The sequence below is a fragment of the Kitasatospora sp. NPDC001603 genome (genome assembly GCF_040298365.1).
In the GTDB taxonomy this organism is placed as follows: domain Bacteria; phylum Actinomycetota; class Actinomycetes; order Streptomycetales; family Streptomycetaceae; genus Kitasatospora.
The window spans coordinates 91,452-106,899 of record NZ_JBEPAA010000014.1; the positions used below are offsets into that span (position 1 = coordinate 91,452).

General features: G+C 73.8%; 14 protein-coding genes and 1 pseudogene. 4 read left to right on the top strand and 11 right to left on the bottom strand.

All coding sequences use genetic code 11. The features are described 5' to 3' along the window. Positions 1 to 297: 297 nt before the first annotated feature. From ABT263_RS12285 to ABT263_RS12295, 3 genes are all read right to left on the bottom strand, one after another. Positions 298 to 759 carry an FxLYD domain-containing protein gene (locus tag ABT263_RS12285; RefSeq protein ID WP_352290353.1) on the bottom strand — a complete coding sequence of 154 codons (462 nt, stop codon included), beginning with the start codon at positions 757 to 759 and terminating at the stop codon, positions 298 to 300. Between the two features lie 247 nt (positions 760 to 1,006). Then, entirely contained in the window at positions 1,007 to 1,564 is a 558-nt protein-coding gene (locus tag ABT263_RS12290; RefSeq protein ID WP_352290355.1) for an NUDIX hydrolase, read from the bottom strand. Between the two features lie 10 nt (positions 1,565 to 1,574). Continuing rightward, on the bottom strand, positions 1,575 to 2,273 hold the full coding sequence (locus tag ABT263_RS12295) for an NsdA family TPR-like regulatory protein (RefSeq protein ID WP_352290357.1): 699 nt from the start codon (positions 2,271 to 2,273) through the stop codon (positions 1,575 to 1,577). Between ABT263_RS12295 and ABT263_RS12300 the strand changes: the two genes are divergently transcribed. After that, positions 2,263 to 2,385 (top strand): hypothetical protein, encoded by a 123-nt coding sequence (locus tag ABT263_RS12300; RefSeq protein ID WP_352290414.1) that lies wholly within the window; start codon positions 2,263 to 2,265, stop codon positions 2,383 to 2,385. The two genes, ABT263_RS12295 and ABT263_RS12300, sit on opposite strands and share 11 nt — an antisense overlap. 210 nt (positions 2,386 to 2,595) lie before the next feature. Here the strand turns inward: ABT263_RS12300 and ABT263_RS12305 are convergent. Further along, positions 2,596 to 2,832, bottom strand: a pseudogene (locus tag ABT263_RS12305) (helix-turn-helix domain-containing protein); the annotation flags it as partial. A 120-nt stretch (positions 2,833 to 2,952) separates the two neighbouring features. On the opposite strand from ABT263_RS12305, the gene ABT263_RS12310 reads away from it, so the two are divergent. Continuing rightward, entirely contained in the window at positions 2,953 to 3,159 is a 207-nt protein-coding gene (locus ABT263_RS12310) for a hypothetical protein (protein ID WP_352290358.1), read from the top strand. A 700-nt stretch (positions 3,160 to 3,859) separates the two neighbouring features. Here the strand turns inward: ABT263_RS12310 and ABT263_RS12315 are convergent. From ABT263_RS12315 to ABT263_RS12325, 3 genes are read right to left on the bottom strand one after another with little or no spacing between them, the layout of a single operon-like run. After that, positions 3,860 to 4,900, bottom strand: coding sequence for an agmatine deiminase family protein (locus tag ABT263_RS12315; protein WP_329487127.1), 1,041 nt, complete (start codon positions 4,898 to 4,900; stop codon positions 3,860 to 3,862). Positions 4,901 to 4,932: 32 nt separating this feature from the next. Next, positions 4,933 to 6,654: an urease subunit alpha gene (locus ABT263_RS12320; RefSeq protein ID WP_396486802.1), complete on the bottom strand. Its 1,722-nt coding sequence runs from the start codon at positions 6,652 to 6,654 to the stop codon at positions 4,933 to 4,935. Next, positions 6,651 to 7,361 carry an urease subunit gamma gene (locus ABT263_RS12325; RefSeq protein WP_329487126.1) on the bottom strand — a complete coding sequence of 237 codons (711 nt, stop codon included), beginning with the start codon at positions 7,359 to 7,361 and terminating at the stop codon, positions 6,651 to 6,653. The genes ABT263_RS12320 and ABT263_RS12325 overlap by 4 nt, the downstream gene beginning before the upstream one ends. 519 nt (positions 7,362 to 7,880) lie before the next feature. Here ABT263_RS12325 and ABT263_RS12330 point away from each other — a divergent pair. After that, entirely contained in the window at positions 7,881 to 8,249 is a 369-nt protein-coding gene (locus ABT263_RS12330) for an ATP-binding protein (protein WP_352290360.1), read from the top strand. Between the two features lie 550 nt (positions 8,250 to 8,799). Continuing rightward, the gene (locus tag ABT263_RS12335; protein ID WP_352290362.1) at positions 8,800 to 10,962 is read left to right on the top strand and encodes an ATP-binding SpoIIE family protein phosphatase; all 2,163 of its coding nucleotides are present in this window, start codon (positions 8,800 to 8,802) and stop codon (positions 10,960 to 10,962) included. 157 nt (positions 10,963 to 11,119) lie between these two features. Here ABT263_RS12335 and ABT263_RS12340 read toward each other — a convergent pair whose 3' ends face one another. The 4 genes from ABT263_RS12340 to ABT263_RS12355 all read right to left on the bottom strand — a co-directional run bounded on the left by ABT263_RS12340 (position 11,120) and on the right by ABT263_RS12355 (position 15,409). Further along, the gene (locus ABT263_RS12340; protein ID WP_352290364.1) at positions 11,120 to 12,169 is read right to left on the bottom strand and encodes a DUF2637 domain-containing protein; all 1,050 of its coding nucleotides are present in this window, start codon (positions 12,167 to 12,169) and stop codon (positions 11,120 to 11,122) included. Between the two features lie 201 nt (positions 12,170 to 12,370). Then, entirely contained in the window at positions 12,371 to 13,279 is a 909-nt protein-coding gene (locus ABT263_RS12345) for a (2Fe-2S)-binding protein (RefSeq protein ID WP_352290366.1), read from the bottom strand. Between the two features lie 165 nt (positions 13,280 to 13,444). After that, positions 13,445 to 14,296: a tetratricopeptide repeat protein gene (locus ABT263_RS12350; RefSeq protein ID WP_380390210.1), complete on the bottom strand. Its 852-nt coding sequence runs from the start codon at positions 14,294 to 14,296 to the stop codon at positions 13,445 to 13,447. Positions 14,297 to 14,554: 258 nt separating this feature from the next. Next, on the bottom strand, positions 14,555 to 15,409 hold the full coding sequence (locus tag ABT263_RS12355) for a hypothetical protein (protein ID WP_329487120.1): 855 nt from the start codon (positions 15,407 to 15,409) through the stop codon (positions 14,555 to 14,557). Positions 15,410 to 15,448: the final 39 nt, after the last annotated feature.

Consider the following 15,448-nt stretch of genomic DNA (forward strand, 5'->3'; position numbering starts at 1 on the left):
CCGAAGCCCCCTGACCAGGAGCCCACCGACTCGACGCCCCGCCCCGGCCCTCTCGGCGAGCAGCCGCCCCGGGCCGAGCCGGATCGGACGGGGGCCCCGGGGTCCGGTGGGAGCCCGGGTCCTGCTGATGACGGACGCCCAGCGCAGCCGGCCCGGCCTATCCTCCCGACGCCGACCACTGAACGACCGCGCCCCCGCTCGGCCACGTGCCGGAGCGGGGGCGCGTCCTTATGTTCGGGTGCCGCTGCCAGAACGCGAGCCGCGCTCCCGGCGTACTCCCTTTCGTCGTGCCTGGGGTCAGGGTGCGGCGTACCGGGTGACGTTGGTGACCTTGCAGCTGACCTTGCCCTTGGCGTCGGTGGCGCCCTGGGCCTTGAGGGTGGCGGCCTGGCCGGCGGCAAGGTTGTTGGTCGCGGCGACACCCTCACCGATGCGAGTGCCGGCGGCGTCCACGAATTCGACCTGGATCATGTAGTTCGAAGACTTGCTGCTGTGGTTGGTGACCTTGAGCTGGGCGGACGGCCAGTGCAGGGTGGCGTCGACCTCACAACCGGCGAGCTCGACGTCGCCGGTGGCGTCTGCGGCGCCGGGCACGGTCGGGATCGCGGGCAGGCTGGGCACGGTGGCGCCCGGCGCGCCCGGGGTGGTGGCTTCGACGGCGGGCCCGGTCGGCTTGCTGGTGGTGGCGCTGGGGTCGCACGCGGCCAGGCCGAGGACGGCGAGGCTCGCGGCGGTGATGGTGAGGGTGGTGCGGCGCATTGGTCCCCCTGGGACACGGCGGGTCGTAGTGAGGGGACCGTATCGACACGAGCAGCGGCGGGTGCACGGTGTGACGGAGCTGTGACCAAAGAGCAAACAGGGCGGGCTCACGTGGGACGGGCCCGCGCCCCCAGCCACTCGTATTTGCATCAACTCCCCACCGGGGTCGGGCAGGAGTCGTTTGGCAGCGGCGACGGCTTCGGGATGCCGTCGCCGTACGAGAGGTGACCGACCTCGCCGGGGCAGCTCAGCTGCTGGCCTGCGCGAGCCGGTAGGGGCCGAGGTAGTAGGAGAGTGCGGCGTGGGAAGGGCCGTCGGAGCTCTCGCCGCCGGTGAGCAGCTTCACGACTCCGGCTTCGGACACCCACTCCACCCGGGCCGCCTCGGAGATGTCCTCCGGCTCGCCGATGCGGGTGCATCGGGTGACGTGGTAGCTGCGGAAGTGTGCGTCGGAGATGCCGGCCATGGCGTCGTACTCGGTCATCAGCTCGACCCGGCCCGGACGCCAGCCGGTCTCCTCCTCGACCTCACGGGCGATCGCCACGGCCGGGTCCTCGCCGGGATCGGCCCAGCCGGCCGGTACCTCCCAGCCCCACCGGCCGGTGATGAAACGGTGCCGGTGGATGAGCAGGAACTCGCCCGCCTCGTTGGTGACGACGGAGGTGGTGGAAGCCCGGGGCATGCGGACGACGTGATGCTCGATCCGGCCGACGCCGGGGATGTCCACGTCGTCGAGCCAGACCTCCACCCATGGCGAGCCGTACACCTGCCGCCGGCCATGCACCGGCCACTCCGCTCCCGCCACCGGGCCCTCCTCATGCGCGTGCGAGCTGGTGCCTCGACTCTCTCACGCGTGCGGCCAGCTCCTGGACGGGCTTCTCGCCCGCCCAGGGGGCGAGGGCCTGCTGGAGGGCGCGGGCCCGGAGGATGAGCGGCTGGACGACGGCAGGGCCGGCGAGGTCAAGGCCGGCGTGCGCGGTGGCACATGCAGCATCGAGGTCGCCTTGGCCGAGTCGAACTTCGGCGAGGTCGAGGGTGAGGACGGCCCGGCCCTTGATATCGGCGACGGCCCGGTGGGCGATGGCGGTCTCCAGGAGGTGACCGGCGGCGTCGTGTTCGCCGAGGTGGGCGTAGGTCTCGCCGGCGAGACCGTCGAGGCGTGGGGCGGTGAAGAAGTCGAGGCCCGCTGGCTCCTCGCCGGCGAGGTCGAGAAGGCGGGCCGCTTGGTCGAGAGCTGCGAGCGCCTTCTCTCGGAGCCCGCTGGCCGCGAGAGCGCGGGCGAGGTTGGCGTTGACCCATGCCCGCCGCCGGGGCGCCGCCGTCTCAGCGGGGGTGACGGCCTTCTGAAGGAAGGCGGCGGCGGTGTCTCGGCGGCCCGCGGTGTACTCGACGATCGACTGCACGGTGTAGAGCCAGGCCGTGAGGTCGTCAGCTTCGCCTTCGCCCGCCGCGACGGTTCCGAGGTGGAAGTGCGCCTCGGACCGGCTGCGGTCGCCGAGGGTCGTGGTTGACAAGCCCGAGGAGCCCCGCGACGACAGCCAGTATCCGTACGCCCCGGCGCCGGGCGGCGAGGGACTGGGGCCGGGCGAGCATCTCGTGCACGCCGACGAGCTGCCGCTGGAGTAGGGGCATGGACTCTGCGGGCGGGGTGGCCGGATAGCGGTAGGCCGCGTCGGCGACGGCCGCCTCCAGGTGGGTGAGGGCGGCATTCGATGCGGTGGACCGGCTGAGCATGTCGAGGACTTCCCAGGTCTCAGGGACAGCTGTGGGCCGATATGCCTCCGAGGCCGGCTGGTTCTCCCAGGGGCGCGCGGCAAGCCCGAGCAGCTGGCCGGGGATGTGTAGGCCGTCGGCGATGCGCTCAATGACGTCCATGCTGGAGACGGATCGGCCGCCGGTCATGATCTCGGTGACGCGGCTGGTCGTCAGCCCGGTACGTCGGGCAAGGTGCGCCGGGCCGATGCCGGCCCGTCGGGCTAGCTGAAAGACGGTGCCGACCTCTCGCTGAGCGCACGCGCTGATGAACGCGGGGTCAGCGAGAAGTCGGGCGGGGAGTGGTTCCGGTGCGGGCACGGCGGCCTCCCGGGTCGGTGATGGCAGAAGCGTAGTGGTGCCATCGGGCTCGTCGGGGCGCCACGATGGGTACCCATGGTGGCTCTGGTACCGGTGTGTGTGGGTGCCGATGCTGTGGCCGTGACGATCGTTCAGTTGTCTCCCCCGACACCGTTCACCCGGGCTCAGCGCGAGCTCCAGGCGTGCATCAGGTGCGGGGGCGAGGACGGCGAGCTCGTGCCGGACGGCCACCGCTACACGGCGACTGGGTCCGCCACGTCTCCGCTCGGCTGGGCGGTCGTCGCACACCCCGCCTGCCGGACCGCCGTTCCCGAGGAGGAGCAGTGACCACTTCAGACCCCGAGTCCCAGTCCGAGCCGGAGCTCCGCGACATGGCCGACCTCATGGGCTCGACCCCGCCGGCGCTCCCGCCGATTCTCCCGCAGGATCCCCGGTGAGTGCTGTCGGCGGCCGTGCCCTCGATCGGGACGACGTGGGCGTGATGCCAGCCCCGCACGGCGGGTGCCACACGTGCGCGGAGCTGACACGCCAGCACGGGGACGCGGTGGAACGGCACGACCACTCGGCTGCTGTCGACGTGCGCATCTGGATGCGCGGACACCAGGAGCAGGACCACCGCTGATCTCCCTGGCCGGCCGTACCGCGGTACGGCCGGCCAGGGCTACTCGTCTCGGAAGAGGTGATCTGGAGGGATGCCGAGTGCGTGGGCGATCAACAGCAGGCTGTCGACACTGATGCTGTTCGTCCCAAGCTCGGTCTCCGGGAGATGGTGCGCCGGTCTAGGCCTGCCGCGTGGGCGAGGCCCTCCTGGGAGCGGCCAGCTGATCTTCGTACCGCGCGCATGCGGCGGCCACTCCGCTGGCGCTCGTGGAGAACCCAGCTGGGGAGATGGGACGGCACGCCGGCTCTTTCATGATCAAGTGGGAGAGAGAGGGGAGATGATCTACGAAGGAGCTGCTGTCCAGTGCCGGCACTGGACAGCAGCTCTCGGTAATCCGGCAGGTCAGGCGCCTCACCTGCCGGAATGTCACACCTTCGGCTGCTGCTGGGTGATGCAGTGGATGCCGCCGCCGTTGGCGAAGATCTCGCGGGCGTCGACCAGTTCGACGGTGCGGCCGGGGTAGGCCTGGCCGAGGATGGCGGCGGCCTCCTGGTCGCGGGGGTCGTCGAAGGCGCAGAGCACCACGGCGCCGTTGGCCACGTAGTGGTTGATGTAGGAGTAGTCGACCGGCTCGCCGTCCTCGTCCGACAGGACGGTGGGGGCGGGGAGTTCGATGACCTCCAGGGCGCGGCCCCGGGCGTCGGTGGACGCGCGCAGGATCGCCACCAGCTCCTGGCACACCTCGTGGTCGGGGTGGGCCGGGTCCGGCTGGACGTGGGCGACCACGACGCCGGGGCGGACGAAGGAGGCGACGATGTCGATGTGGCCGCGGGTGCCGAACTCGTCGTAGTCGCGGGTGAGTCCGCGCGGCAGCCAGATCGCCTTGGTGGTGCCGAGGTGGGCGTGCAGCTCGGCCTCGACCTCCTCGCGGGTCCAGTCGGAGTTGCGGCCCTCGCCGAGCTGCACGGTGTCGGTGACGAGCACGGTGCCCTCGCCGTCGACGTGGATGCCGCCGCCCTCGTTGATCAGGCGGGAGGCGAACCGCTGAACGCCCGTCAGTTCGCTGATGTGCTCGGCGATGTGCTGGTCGTTGTCCCAGCGGGCCCAGGACTGCGCGCCCCAGCCGTTGAAGATCCAGTCGGCGGCGGCCAGCGAGCCCTTGCCGTCGATCAGGAAGGACGGGCCGATGTCGCGCATCCAGGCGTCGTCCAGCGGGCGCTCGACGATCTCGACCTCGGGGGCGACGTACTTGCGCGCCTCCTCGGTCTCGCCGGTGTTGACCACCAGCGTCACCGGCTCGTACCGGACGATGGTGTTGGCCACCGCGGCCCAGGCCTCGCGCCCGGCGTGCAGGTGCTCCGGGCTGTCGAAGGTCGGGTTGGTGGTGGGGAACGCCATCCAGGTCCGCTCGTGCGGGTGCCACTCGGCGGGCATCCGGTAGCCGAGCGAGGCGGGGGTGGGGGTCATCTTCGCGTCCTTGGAGGGGAGGTGAGGGTGAGTCAGAGGAAGTACAGGCGGCTGAGCGAGACGCTGTCGGCGGGCTCGGAGCGCAGCGGGTCGCCGTCCAGCGAGACCAGGCCGGTCTCGGTGACCTGCACGTCGCCGATCCGGGCGTTGCGGACCATGTCGCGCGGGCCGATGCCGCGGGTGTTGCGGACGCCGACCCGGCGGCGCCGGGTGGGCATGCCGTCGGCGGCCCGGTCCAGGTAGGCGCCGTCGGCGGCGGCCTGGGCGACGAAGGCGACCGAGAGGTCGGCGGCGGTGGCGCCGTGGGCGCCGAACTGGGGGCCCAGTACGAGGGGTTCGCAGCGGTCGGTGGAGGCGTTGGGGTCGCCCACGACGCCGTAGGCGGGGAAGCCGGCCTTCAGGACGAGCTGCGGCTTGGCGCCGAAGTGGTCGGGGCGCCACAGGACGATGTCGGCGAGCTTGCCGACCTCGATCGAGCCGACCTCGTGGGCCAGGCCGTGGGCGATCGCCGGGTTGATGGTGAGCTTGGCGATGTAGCGCAGGACGCGCTCGTTGTCGTCGCCGCCCTCGGTCGTCCCGTAGGAGCCGGTGCCGTCGAGGGCGCCGAGCTCGGCCTTCATCTTGCCGGCCATGGCGAAGGTGCGGCGCACGGTCTCGCCTGCCCGGCCCATGCCCTGGGCGTCGGAGGAGGTGATGCCGATGACGCCGAGGTCGTGCAGGACGTCCTCGGCGCCCATGGTGCCGGCCCGGATGCGGTCGCGGGCCATCGCGGCGTCGCCGGGGAGGTCGACCTTGAGGTCGTGGGCGGAGACGATCATGCCGAAGTGCTCGCCGAGGGCGTCGCGGCCGAACGGCAGGGTGGGGTTGGTGGAGGAGCCGATGACGTTCTCGACGCCCGCCATCTTGAGGACGTTGGGGACGTGCCCGCCGCCGCAGCCCTCGATGTGGAAGGCGTGGATGGTGCGGCCTTCCAGGACCTTGAGGGTGTCCTCCACGGAGAGGCACTCGTTGAGGCCGTCGGTGTGCAGGGCGACCTGGACGTCGTACTCCTCGGCGACCCGCAGGGCGGTGTCCAGGGCGCGGGTGTGGGCGCCCATGTCCTCGTGCACCTTGAAGCCGGAGGCGCCGCCCTCGGCGAGGGCCTCGACCAGCGGGGCCGGGTCGGAGGAGGAGCCGCGGCCGAGGAAGCCGATGTTGACCGGCCAGGCGTCGAAGGCGTTGAAGGCGTGCCGCAGCGCCCAGGGCGAGTTCACGCCCACGCCCCAGACCGGGCCGAACTCCTGGCCGATGATCGTGGTGACGCCGGAGGCGAGCGAGGCCTCCATGATCCGCGGCGAGAGCAGGTGGACGTGGGTGTCGATGGCGCCGGCGGTGGCGATCATGCCCTCGCCGGAGACGATGGTCGTCCCGGTGCCGACGACGACCTCCACGCCGGCCAGGGTGTCCGGGTTGCCGGCGCGGCCGATGGCGGCGATCCGGCCGTCGATCAGACCGATCGAGGTCTTCCGGATGCCCTGGATCGCGTCGATCACCAGCACGTTGCTGATCACCACGTCGCAGGTGTCGCGGACGGCGGCGGCCTTGAGGTGCAGGCCGTCCCGGGCGGTCTTGCCGAAGCCGGCCAGGAACTCCTCGCCGGGCGCCTGCGAGTCGGACTCGACCCGGACGATCAGACCGGAGTCGCCGAGCCGGATCCGGTCCCCGGCGCGCGGACCGTGCACCGCGATGTAGTCGTGGGGGGTGATGGCGGTCACGATTCCACCTCGGCGTCGTCGAAGTTGGTCAGGTAGCCGGTCGCGCGGGCCTTGGCCAGGGCGGCCTCCTTGGCGCCGGGCGCGTCCAGCGGGCCGTCCACCAGCCCGGCGAAGCCGATCGCGACCCGCTCGCCGCCGATCGGCACCAGGCCGACCTCGACGGTGGCGCCCGGGTCGAAGCGGACCGAGGAGCCGGCCGGTACCGCGAGGTGGGTCCCGTAGGCGGCGGCGCGGTCGAAGGCCAGGCGCGGGTTGGCCTCGAAGAAGTGGAAGTGCGAGGTGACCGAGATCGGCACCCCGGAGGTGTTGTGGACGGGCAGCACCACCGTCTCCTCGACGGGGTCGTAGCCCGTGCCCGCGCCGAGCAGCGCGCCGCCGGGCGCGTCGTCGCCGAGCGAGCCGGCGCCCTTGAACGGGTCGTTCACCACGGCCAGCCGGGTGCCGTCGTCGAACACCGCCTCGACCTGTACCACGGTGACCACGTCCGGGACGCCGGGGAGCACGTCGTCGGCGGTGAGCACGCTGCGCCCGGCTTCGATGGCCTCGGCGAGCCGCCGGCCGTCGCGCGCGGCCTCGCAGACGGTGTCGGCGATCAGGGCGTGCGCTTCGGGGACGTTGAGGCGTACGCCTCGGGCGCGCCGGGCGCGGGCCAGCTCGGCTGCTGTGAAGATCAGCAGCCGGTCCCGCTCGGTGGGGGTCAGTCGCACGGTTCCTCGCTCGCGGTCGCCGGGGGGTGCCGATGGGTGCTGGGGGTGTCGGGGGTGCTGGGGGTGCCGGAGGTGACGTTAGAACGGCGTTCAAACATCTCGGGTCATTGAACCCGGACCCGGCCGCTCTGTCCAGCGTTGCCCGAAAACGACTCGTACGCATCGCAAACCTGTCCGGCGCGGGCAGTTGGATCACGAGTGCCGCGCCGTGCCCCTTTCACCCCAGGTGATCGGACGCACACTGTTCCAAACGGCGAAAGCTGGGCATGAGGATGGTGGTCAGAACGAGGCGGCCACCCGACCGGCGGGGGATCCGGCAGCGGGTGCCCGGATTGAGGGCGGGGGCAAGTGGTGATGGACGGTCAGTCGCGATTCCCGCGGCAGCGGACGGGCTCGGGGGACGCCTTCCGAGCCAGGCCCCAGGGGGGTGCGCCGGGTGCGTCGGCGGCCACGGGCACGGCGGGCCAGGCACTGCCGAGCATCCCGGCCCCGGGGTGTGCGCTGAACCGCCGGCTGCACGTGACGCTCGACGCGGCCGACCTGGTCGCGGTCGGCGCGGTCCGCCGGCGGCTGCGCTCCGCGCTCGGCCACTGGGGGGTGCCCGAGCTGGCCGACACGGCGGAGCTGCTCTCCTCCGAGCTGGTCACCAACGCGTTGCTGCACACCGGCCAGGGCGCGGTCTTCGACGCGGTGCTCACCGCCGACCTGCGGTTGCGGATCGAGGTCCAGGACAGCGTCACCCGGCTGCCCGGCCGCCGCCGGGACGCGGACGCCGAGTACGCCACCTCGGGGCGCGGGCTGCTGCTGGTCGAGGCGCTGGCCGACTCCTGGGGGGTCCAGCTGCGCGGGGACGGCAAGGTCACCTGGTTCGAGCTGGTCACCGCCTGAGCTGTTCGAGCTGGTCACCGCCCAGGCTGTTCGAGCTGGTCACCGCCCGGGCTTTTCGGGCTGGTCGCCGCCCGCGCCCCCGCCACGCGACGCCCGCCCGCCTCCGCGTCCGCACCCATCGCGCCGCGCCGCTGCGGTGGCCCCGGCGCCACCCGTTCGGCGCAGTTCCCGGACCCCGGCCGACCCGGCGTCCGAGCCGGGAGGAAAAGGTCGTTCGCTGCCGAACGGAACCTCCGGGCGAAGGGCGGGCCGAAGATTCCCGGTCCGGTGCCATTGCCGCTCGGCCGAACATTGGCGAGGATGGTGGGAATGTGTGTCCACGTGCGGCAAACAGCGGGGAGACCTCACCTCGACTGGTCGCCGCCCGGCCGCACGGTCCGATCGAGCACCACCCACTCACACTGCCCCGCGGCCACGCCGGACACCCGGCGCGGCTCGCCACGGCAGCGGCAGGAGCAGCATGCCCACTGAGCCCGAGTCGCCGGGGCCGGCGCTTCCTCCCGGTCAGTCCACGGCCGGGTCGGGGCGGGCGAGACCACCCGCCCAGGCGGTGCGCAGGCACGCACTGCGGACGACGCCCGGACTCGCCGGGGGCCGGCTGGCGCCGATGCTCTCGGGTGGCCTGCCCGTCGCCTCCGGGGACTCCAGGCCGGACTGGCTGGAGCCCGCGATGGCCGCCAACGGCATCGGCTCCTTCGACTGGGACATCCGCCGCGACGTCCTGGAGGGCGACCAGCGGGCCTGCGCGATCATGGGCCTGGACGCGGCCGAGCGGGACCGCTTCGACCGCACCTCGTCCTCCTTCCTGGCCCTGCTGCACCCCGAGGACGCGCCGGTGGTGCGCCGCCGGGTCGAGCGCGCGGTCGCCGAGCTGGGCCAGTGCGGCGCCTACTACCGCACCGTCGGGCCGAGCGGGACGATGCGCGCCGTGCGGTTCCGCGGCCGGGTCCTCGCGGACGCCTTCGGCCGGGCCTCGCGGATGGTGGGCTTCATCTGGGACGCCACCGTCGAGCTGCGCAAGCGCGACCGCGCCGACCGGATGGCCCTGCTGCGGGAGGAGCGCTCGCGGTTCATCAAGGAGGCCGCCCGCGCGCTCTCCGAAGCCGTCACCGTCCGTGACGTCGCCCGGGTCTTCACGGAGCTCCCGCTGCCCGGGCTGCCGCCGGACGGCCTGGTGCTGGCCTCCTTCGAGTCCGGCCGGGTACAGATCCTGGGCGCCTCCGGCTACCGGCCCGAGGAGCTCACCTTCTGGGACCGCTCGGTGCTGCCCGCCGACCACCCGGCGGCCGAGGCGCTGCGCAACCGGGCGCCGGTCTTCATCGCCAGCCGCGAGGAGTTCCTGGAGCGCTACGCGAAGGTGTGGACGCCGACCAGCCGGACCGGCCGCAGCTCCTGGGCCTTCCTGCCGCTGGTCGCCAGCGGCCGGCCGATCGGCGTCTGCCTGGTCAGCTTCGACGACGACCGCCAGCTGGACACCGACGAGCGCACCCTGCTCTCCACCCTCGGCGGCCTGGTCGCCCAGTCGCTGGCCCGGGCCCGGCTGCACGACGCCGAGCACGAGCTGGCGGCCGGCCTGCAGCGGGTGATGCTGCCGCGCACCGTCCCGTCGGTGCCCGGCGTGACCACCGCCGTCCGCTACCTGGCGGCCGGCTCCGGCCTGCAGATCGGCGGCGACTGGTACGACGTCGTCCCGCTGCCCGGCGGGCACGTCGGACTGGTGATCGGCGACGTCCAGGGGCACGACGTGCACGCGGCCGGGATCATGGGCCAGCTGCGGATCGCGCTGCGCGCGTACGCGGCCGAGGGCCACCCGCCGGCGGCGGTGATGGCCCGCGCCTCCCGCTTCCTCGCCGACCTGGACACCGACCACTTCGCCACCTGTACCTACGCCGAGGTCAACGTCGACTACGGCGTGGTCTACGCCGTCCGGGCCGGCCACCTCGACCCACTGGTCCGCCGGGCCGACGGCACCGCCACCGTCGTCCAGGTGGCCGGCGGGCTGCCGCTGGGCATCGCCCCGGACGAGGAGTACCGGGTCACCCGGTTCAGCCTGGACCCGGGTGAGACGGTGCTGCTCTGCACCGACGGCCTGGTCGAGGCGCGCGGCATGGACCTCGACGACGGGATCGCCCGGCTGGCCGAGGTGGTCGCCGGCCCGCTGGCCGAGCGCCGGGAGGGCCACGCCGACCCGCTGGAGGAGCTGGCCGACCGGATCTCCTCCCAGGTCGCCGACTCCAGCGAGCGCGAGGACGACATAGCGCTCCTGCTGCTGCGCTGGGACGGCCCGGAGGGCGGCCTCGCCGCCCAGCAGCTGCGCCGCCGGATCGGGCAGGCCGACCTCGAACGGATCTCCGAGGTGCGGGCCGAGCTGCGGGACGCGCTGCGCCGCTGGGGCGTGGCCGAGCTGGTGGACACCGCCGAGCTGCTCGCCTCGGAGCTGGTCACCAACGCGATCCGGCACACCGACCGGGACGCCATGTTCACCGCCCGGCTCTACCGCGAGGCGGCGGCGGACGGCGGCCGGGCCCGGCTGCGGGTCGAGGTGGAGGACGAGTCCGACCTCTGGCCGACCCGCCGGACACCGGGGGAGCAGGCCTCCTCCGGGCGCGGGCTGATGCTGGTCGAGGCGCTGGCGGACGGCTGGGGCGTGGAGCCGCGCGGCTCGGGCAAGCGGATGTGGTTCGAGCTCACCGCGACGACGCCGGCGGCCTGACCGGCTCGGCCCAGGGGCGCCGGCCGGGCCTGAGTCGGGCGCCCCTGAGGCGGGCGCGGGTCGTGCGCCGAGCGCTGCCGTCCGGCGCCCGCCCGTCGGCCCTGCGGCGTCCGAGCGGCCCGGGGCCGGCCGGTGGAGCGCCGGCCGGCGGGCGGCCTCAGCCGAACTGCTGCTCCAGGTCCTTCAGCTTGCGCTCCAGCGAGTCGAGCCGGGGCAGCGCGACGGTGTCCTCCTCCATCGTGAGGTCGATGGTGCGCCGCTCCGGGCGGGCCGGCAGCCCGGTCTGCACCACCGGGCCCTCGGCGACCGGCGCGGGCGGCTCCACGGCGGGCGGCTCCACGGCGGGGCGCTCCGCCATGGGCCCGCCGGCTATGGCGGACTCCTGGCCGGCCTCCAGCTGCCGGGCCGCGGCGCGGCCGCGCCAGGCACTGTGGGAGCGGTTGATGGCCCGGATCTCGGCCCGTTCGCGGCGCCCGGCCAGCCTGCGGCGCTCCTTCTCCATGATCTTCTCCCGCTTGTCCTCGCGGACCTCGTCCACCGCCTCGTCCAGGCTGCGCACGCCCTCCAGCAGCATCAGCGACCAGGCCGCGTAGGTCTCGCGCGGGGCGCGCATCCAGCGGACGATCCGGATCTGCGGCAGCGGGCGCGGGACGAGGCCCTGCTCGCGCAGCGCGGCCCGGCGGGTCTGCTTGAGCGCCCGGTCGAACAGCACGGCGGCCGAGAGCGACATCCCCGCGAAGAACTGCGGGGCACCGGCGTGGCCGAAGCCGCGCGGGGCGTGCACCCAGTTGAACCAGGCGGAGGCACCGGCGAACAGCCAGACCAGCAGGCGCGAGCCGAGTGCGGCGTCACCGTGGCTGGCCTCGCGGACGGCGAGCACCGAGCAGAACATCGCCGCCCCGTCCAGGCCGAACGGGACGAGGTATTCCCAGCCGCCGGAGAGGTTGAGGTTCTGCATCCCGAAGCCGACCAGGCCGTGGAACGACAGCGCGGCCGCGACCCCGGCGCAGCAGAACAGCAGCGTGTACGAGGCCGCGCCGTACAGGGATTCCTTGCGGCGGCGGCGTTCCTCGGAACGCTCCCAGGAATCCGAGCCGCCCGGGCCGGCGGATCCCCGATTCCGGACCAGGGCCACCAGCAGGGCGGTGACCAGCAGCACCGCAACGCCGGTGACGGCCCAACCGAGCGGTATGTCGGACAATTTCATCGCCTGGACCAGCCTCGCTTTCCTGCGTCGTGATGGCGGGGACCATCATGGCGGATGCTCGGCCCGAGAATGGCCGATTCTCCGTCAATGCGCTGAGGAGAGGGATTTCTGACGTGGGAGAAGTCCCATTGTCGTATTAATTAAGGGGTGCCATTCCCCGGAATTCCGGGGATTCCGGGGGCCTTCCGAAGGCCGATGCCGTCAACCTCGCGTGACGCGGGGGCAGCCGCCGCACATCTCCTCCGGCCGCACGGTGTAGACGAGGCAGCAACTGGCCCGGGCACGGTCGGTGCCCGAAGCACCTTCGGTCGCGAAGCCCGCGCCGGGGGTGAAGGACGGCGCGCACACGCCGGGCGTGCACGCCCTGGCCACCGGGAGCGCCGGGCCTTCCGCCGGCCCGTCGGCCGCCCGGTCCGGTGCCAGCAGGTCCGAGAGCTCCGCCCGGGCCCGTTCCTCCTCGCCGAGCAGCCCGCCGACGTACCAGAGGCCCTCCACCACCGCGTCGGTCGCCATCGCCCAGAGCATCCGGGGGCTGCGCCGCACCGCCGGGCGGAAGGCGGTCAGCACCGGGGCCAGGAAACCGGCCAGCGCGGTGCGCAGTTCGGCGGCCAGTGCCGCCTCGTCGGCCACCGTCCGGGCGCCGGGCAGCCCGGCCGCCGGGTCGTCCGGCAGGCAGACGAACGCCCCCGGGCGGGCGGTGAGTTCGCCGGTGGCGCGGCGGATCGAGACGTCCTCGGGGGTGAGCAGCGGCACCCGGCGCTCCAGGAACCAGGGCAGGGTGAACAGCAGCGCCGCCGGCCAGCTGAAGCGGTGCAGGCCGAAGCCGGCCGCGACGTCGGGGCGCAGCGGGCGGCCGTACCGGGCGAGCCCCTCCCGGGCGTCGTGGGCGATCAGTTCGGCCAGCGCGTCCGGGTCGGTGAGGAGGTCGGTGCCGCTGATCCAGCCGTCGCCGGTGCGGGGAGGGGCGCTGTGCACCCGCAGTGCCGGGAAGAGCCGGCCGAGTCTGCGGTAGCTGGTGGTGCATGGCGCCGGCGTGCGGGTGACAGCGTGCGCGGGGGTGGTGCGGGGGGCGTACGGCGCGGGGCCGGGTCGGGTGCTGCTCGCGGTCATGGTGCGGGCCCTATCGGGTCGACCGGACCCGTGCCGGACCGTCCGACCCGTGCCCGGCCGGGTTCGGCGGCGGCCGGGCCCGGCCGGCCGGGGCCTGGCGGAGCCCGGGAACGGCAAGGCGAACCTGGCCGGAGTACTGCTCACCCCGGCCAGGTTAGGCTCACCTTAGCTGATGGTTCCCCGGGGTTCCCGTTCGACGCGTCCGTCCGGGGGAGCGCCCGGCGTGCGCACCGCGCTCAGCTGGCGTGCGAGCCAGACCGGTACGCCCCCGAGCGCCTGGACCAGCCTGGTCGCCTCGGCCCGCAGCCGGACCGCCTCGTCCGGTTCGGAGACCTCGGCCAGCGCCGCCAGCGCGGGTGCCACCCCGACCGTGAAGCCGAGCTGCTCGCGCAGCCGCAGCGAGGCGTCGAACCCCTCCCGGGCCCGGTCGTGGTCCCCGGCGGCCTGGGCCAGTGCGGCCAGGTGCCGCCAGGTGTACGAGCGCAGCAGCTCGTCCCCGCGCTCGTCGGCCCCCTCGTGCGCGCGGCGGTAGGCGATCCAGGCCGCCGTCGGGTCGCGCAGCAGGTTCTCCGCGACCAGCCCCCGGCGGAAGTCCAGCAGCGGACGCCCGGGGGCGTCCGGCGGCAGCAGCGCCGAGGTGCGTCCGAGCGCCGCCTGTGCTTCGTCCAGCCGGTCGCGTGCGCCGAGCACGCTGGAGACGTAGGCGAGGAACCCGCGGGCGCAGGAGGCGCCCGCGCGCTGCTCGGTACTGGTCACCAACGCCTCGGCGAGGCGCAGCGCCTGTTCCGCCTGGGTCCAGTTGGCCGCGGTGAACAGGCATTGCTCGATGAGGAGTTCGGCCCGGCCGAGGGCGGCCTCGGGGTCGCGTTCGGCGGCCGGGCGTAACAGCTCGGCGGCCTCCTGCCAGCACGCCCGGGACCGCAGCCGCCATACGGTGTCCCCCGGTTCGCGGGGCGCCGGCCGCCCCCGACCGTCGCTCCCGCCCTGGCCACTCGGGCCCCATCCGTGCTCCGACAACGCCACCTCCTTGTGTGCGCCATCCAGCAGGACGCCGGCCTCTGCCCCCAAGGCCCGCGTTGTGGCGGCAATTCAACACGGGGGTGAGCTTGTGCACCAGATCACGAGCGCAGGTTGTTGCGGGCGAACCGGTTCCGCGCCGATCGCTCCCGGAGGCGGGTAGGTCCGCCGGGACGGCCGGGACCGGTGGGCCGGGCAGGCCGACGGCCCGGGCCGCGGGCGGACGGTGTCGGGCGGGCCGGGCCGGTCGGAGCGGGGTCAGGACGTCCAGCCGGTCTCCATCAGCGCCTCGGCGGCGCCGTTGGCGGGCTGGGGCACTCCGGCGAGGTCCAGGCTGAACAGGGCGACCAGCAACTGCTCGCCGCGCACGGTGGCCTGGTGCGAGTAGCCGGCCAGGGTGAACATCGCGGCGGCCATCTCCTCGGCGTGCAGGGTCTGCAGCCAGAGGCACTCCACGGACTTCACGTCGGCCGGCTCGGTCCAGGTGTCCACCTGGGCGACCATCCGGCTGCCGAGCAGGGTGACGCCGTCGCGCTCCTGGGCCTCCGTCAGCTCCAGGTCGTCGAAGCCCAGCCACTCCAGGTAGCGGGCGGCGGTGAACACGGCGTCCTGCGAAGTGCGCACCGGGTGCGGGCGGAACGGCGCGCGCCGCCGCCAGGGGGTGGCCGAGGCACCGGAGCCGCCGGGCGGGGCCGGGACGGGCGCGTTGAGCGGGTGGGCGGGGTGCGGGCGGGAGTTCTGCGGGCCGGCGGTGCCGAGCTGGCCGGTGGTCGCGCTGCCGCCGAGGCGGGTGGTGCGGTCCACCGGCAGCCGCACGGTCGCGCCGCAGTTGCAGGTGAACTCGGGCTGCGGCCACTGGTCGGAGCGGCCGCAGTGCGGGCAGCGCATGTTCAGCCAGGAGTCCTCCCAGGACCGGAACCGCACCTGGACCGGTACGCCGCCGCGCAGCAGCGGCACCTTGAGCGAGGCGCCGCACGGGCAGGGCAGCGACGGCGGCTCGTACAGGTGCTCGCGCCGACAGGCGGGGCAGCGGATCGCCCGGGCGCCACCACCCGCCACCGGCCCGTGCTGTGCGGGGTCGCGTCCGGTGAAGTCGTCGGGCAGTCCGGACATCGCGGGCACCGTCCGTTCGAATCGAGGGGAAGGACGTGT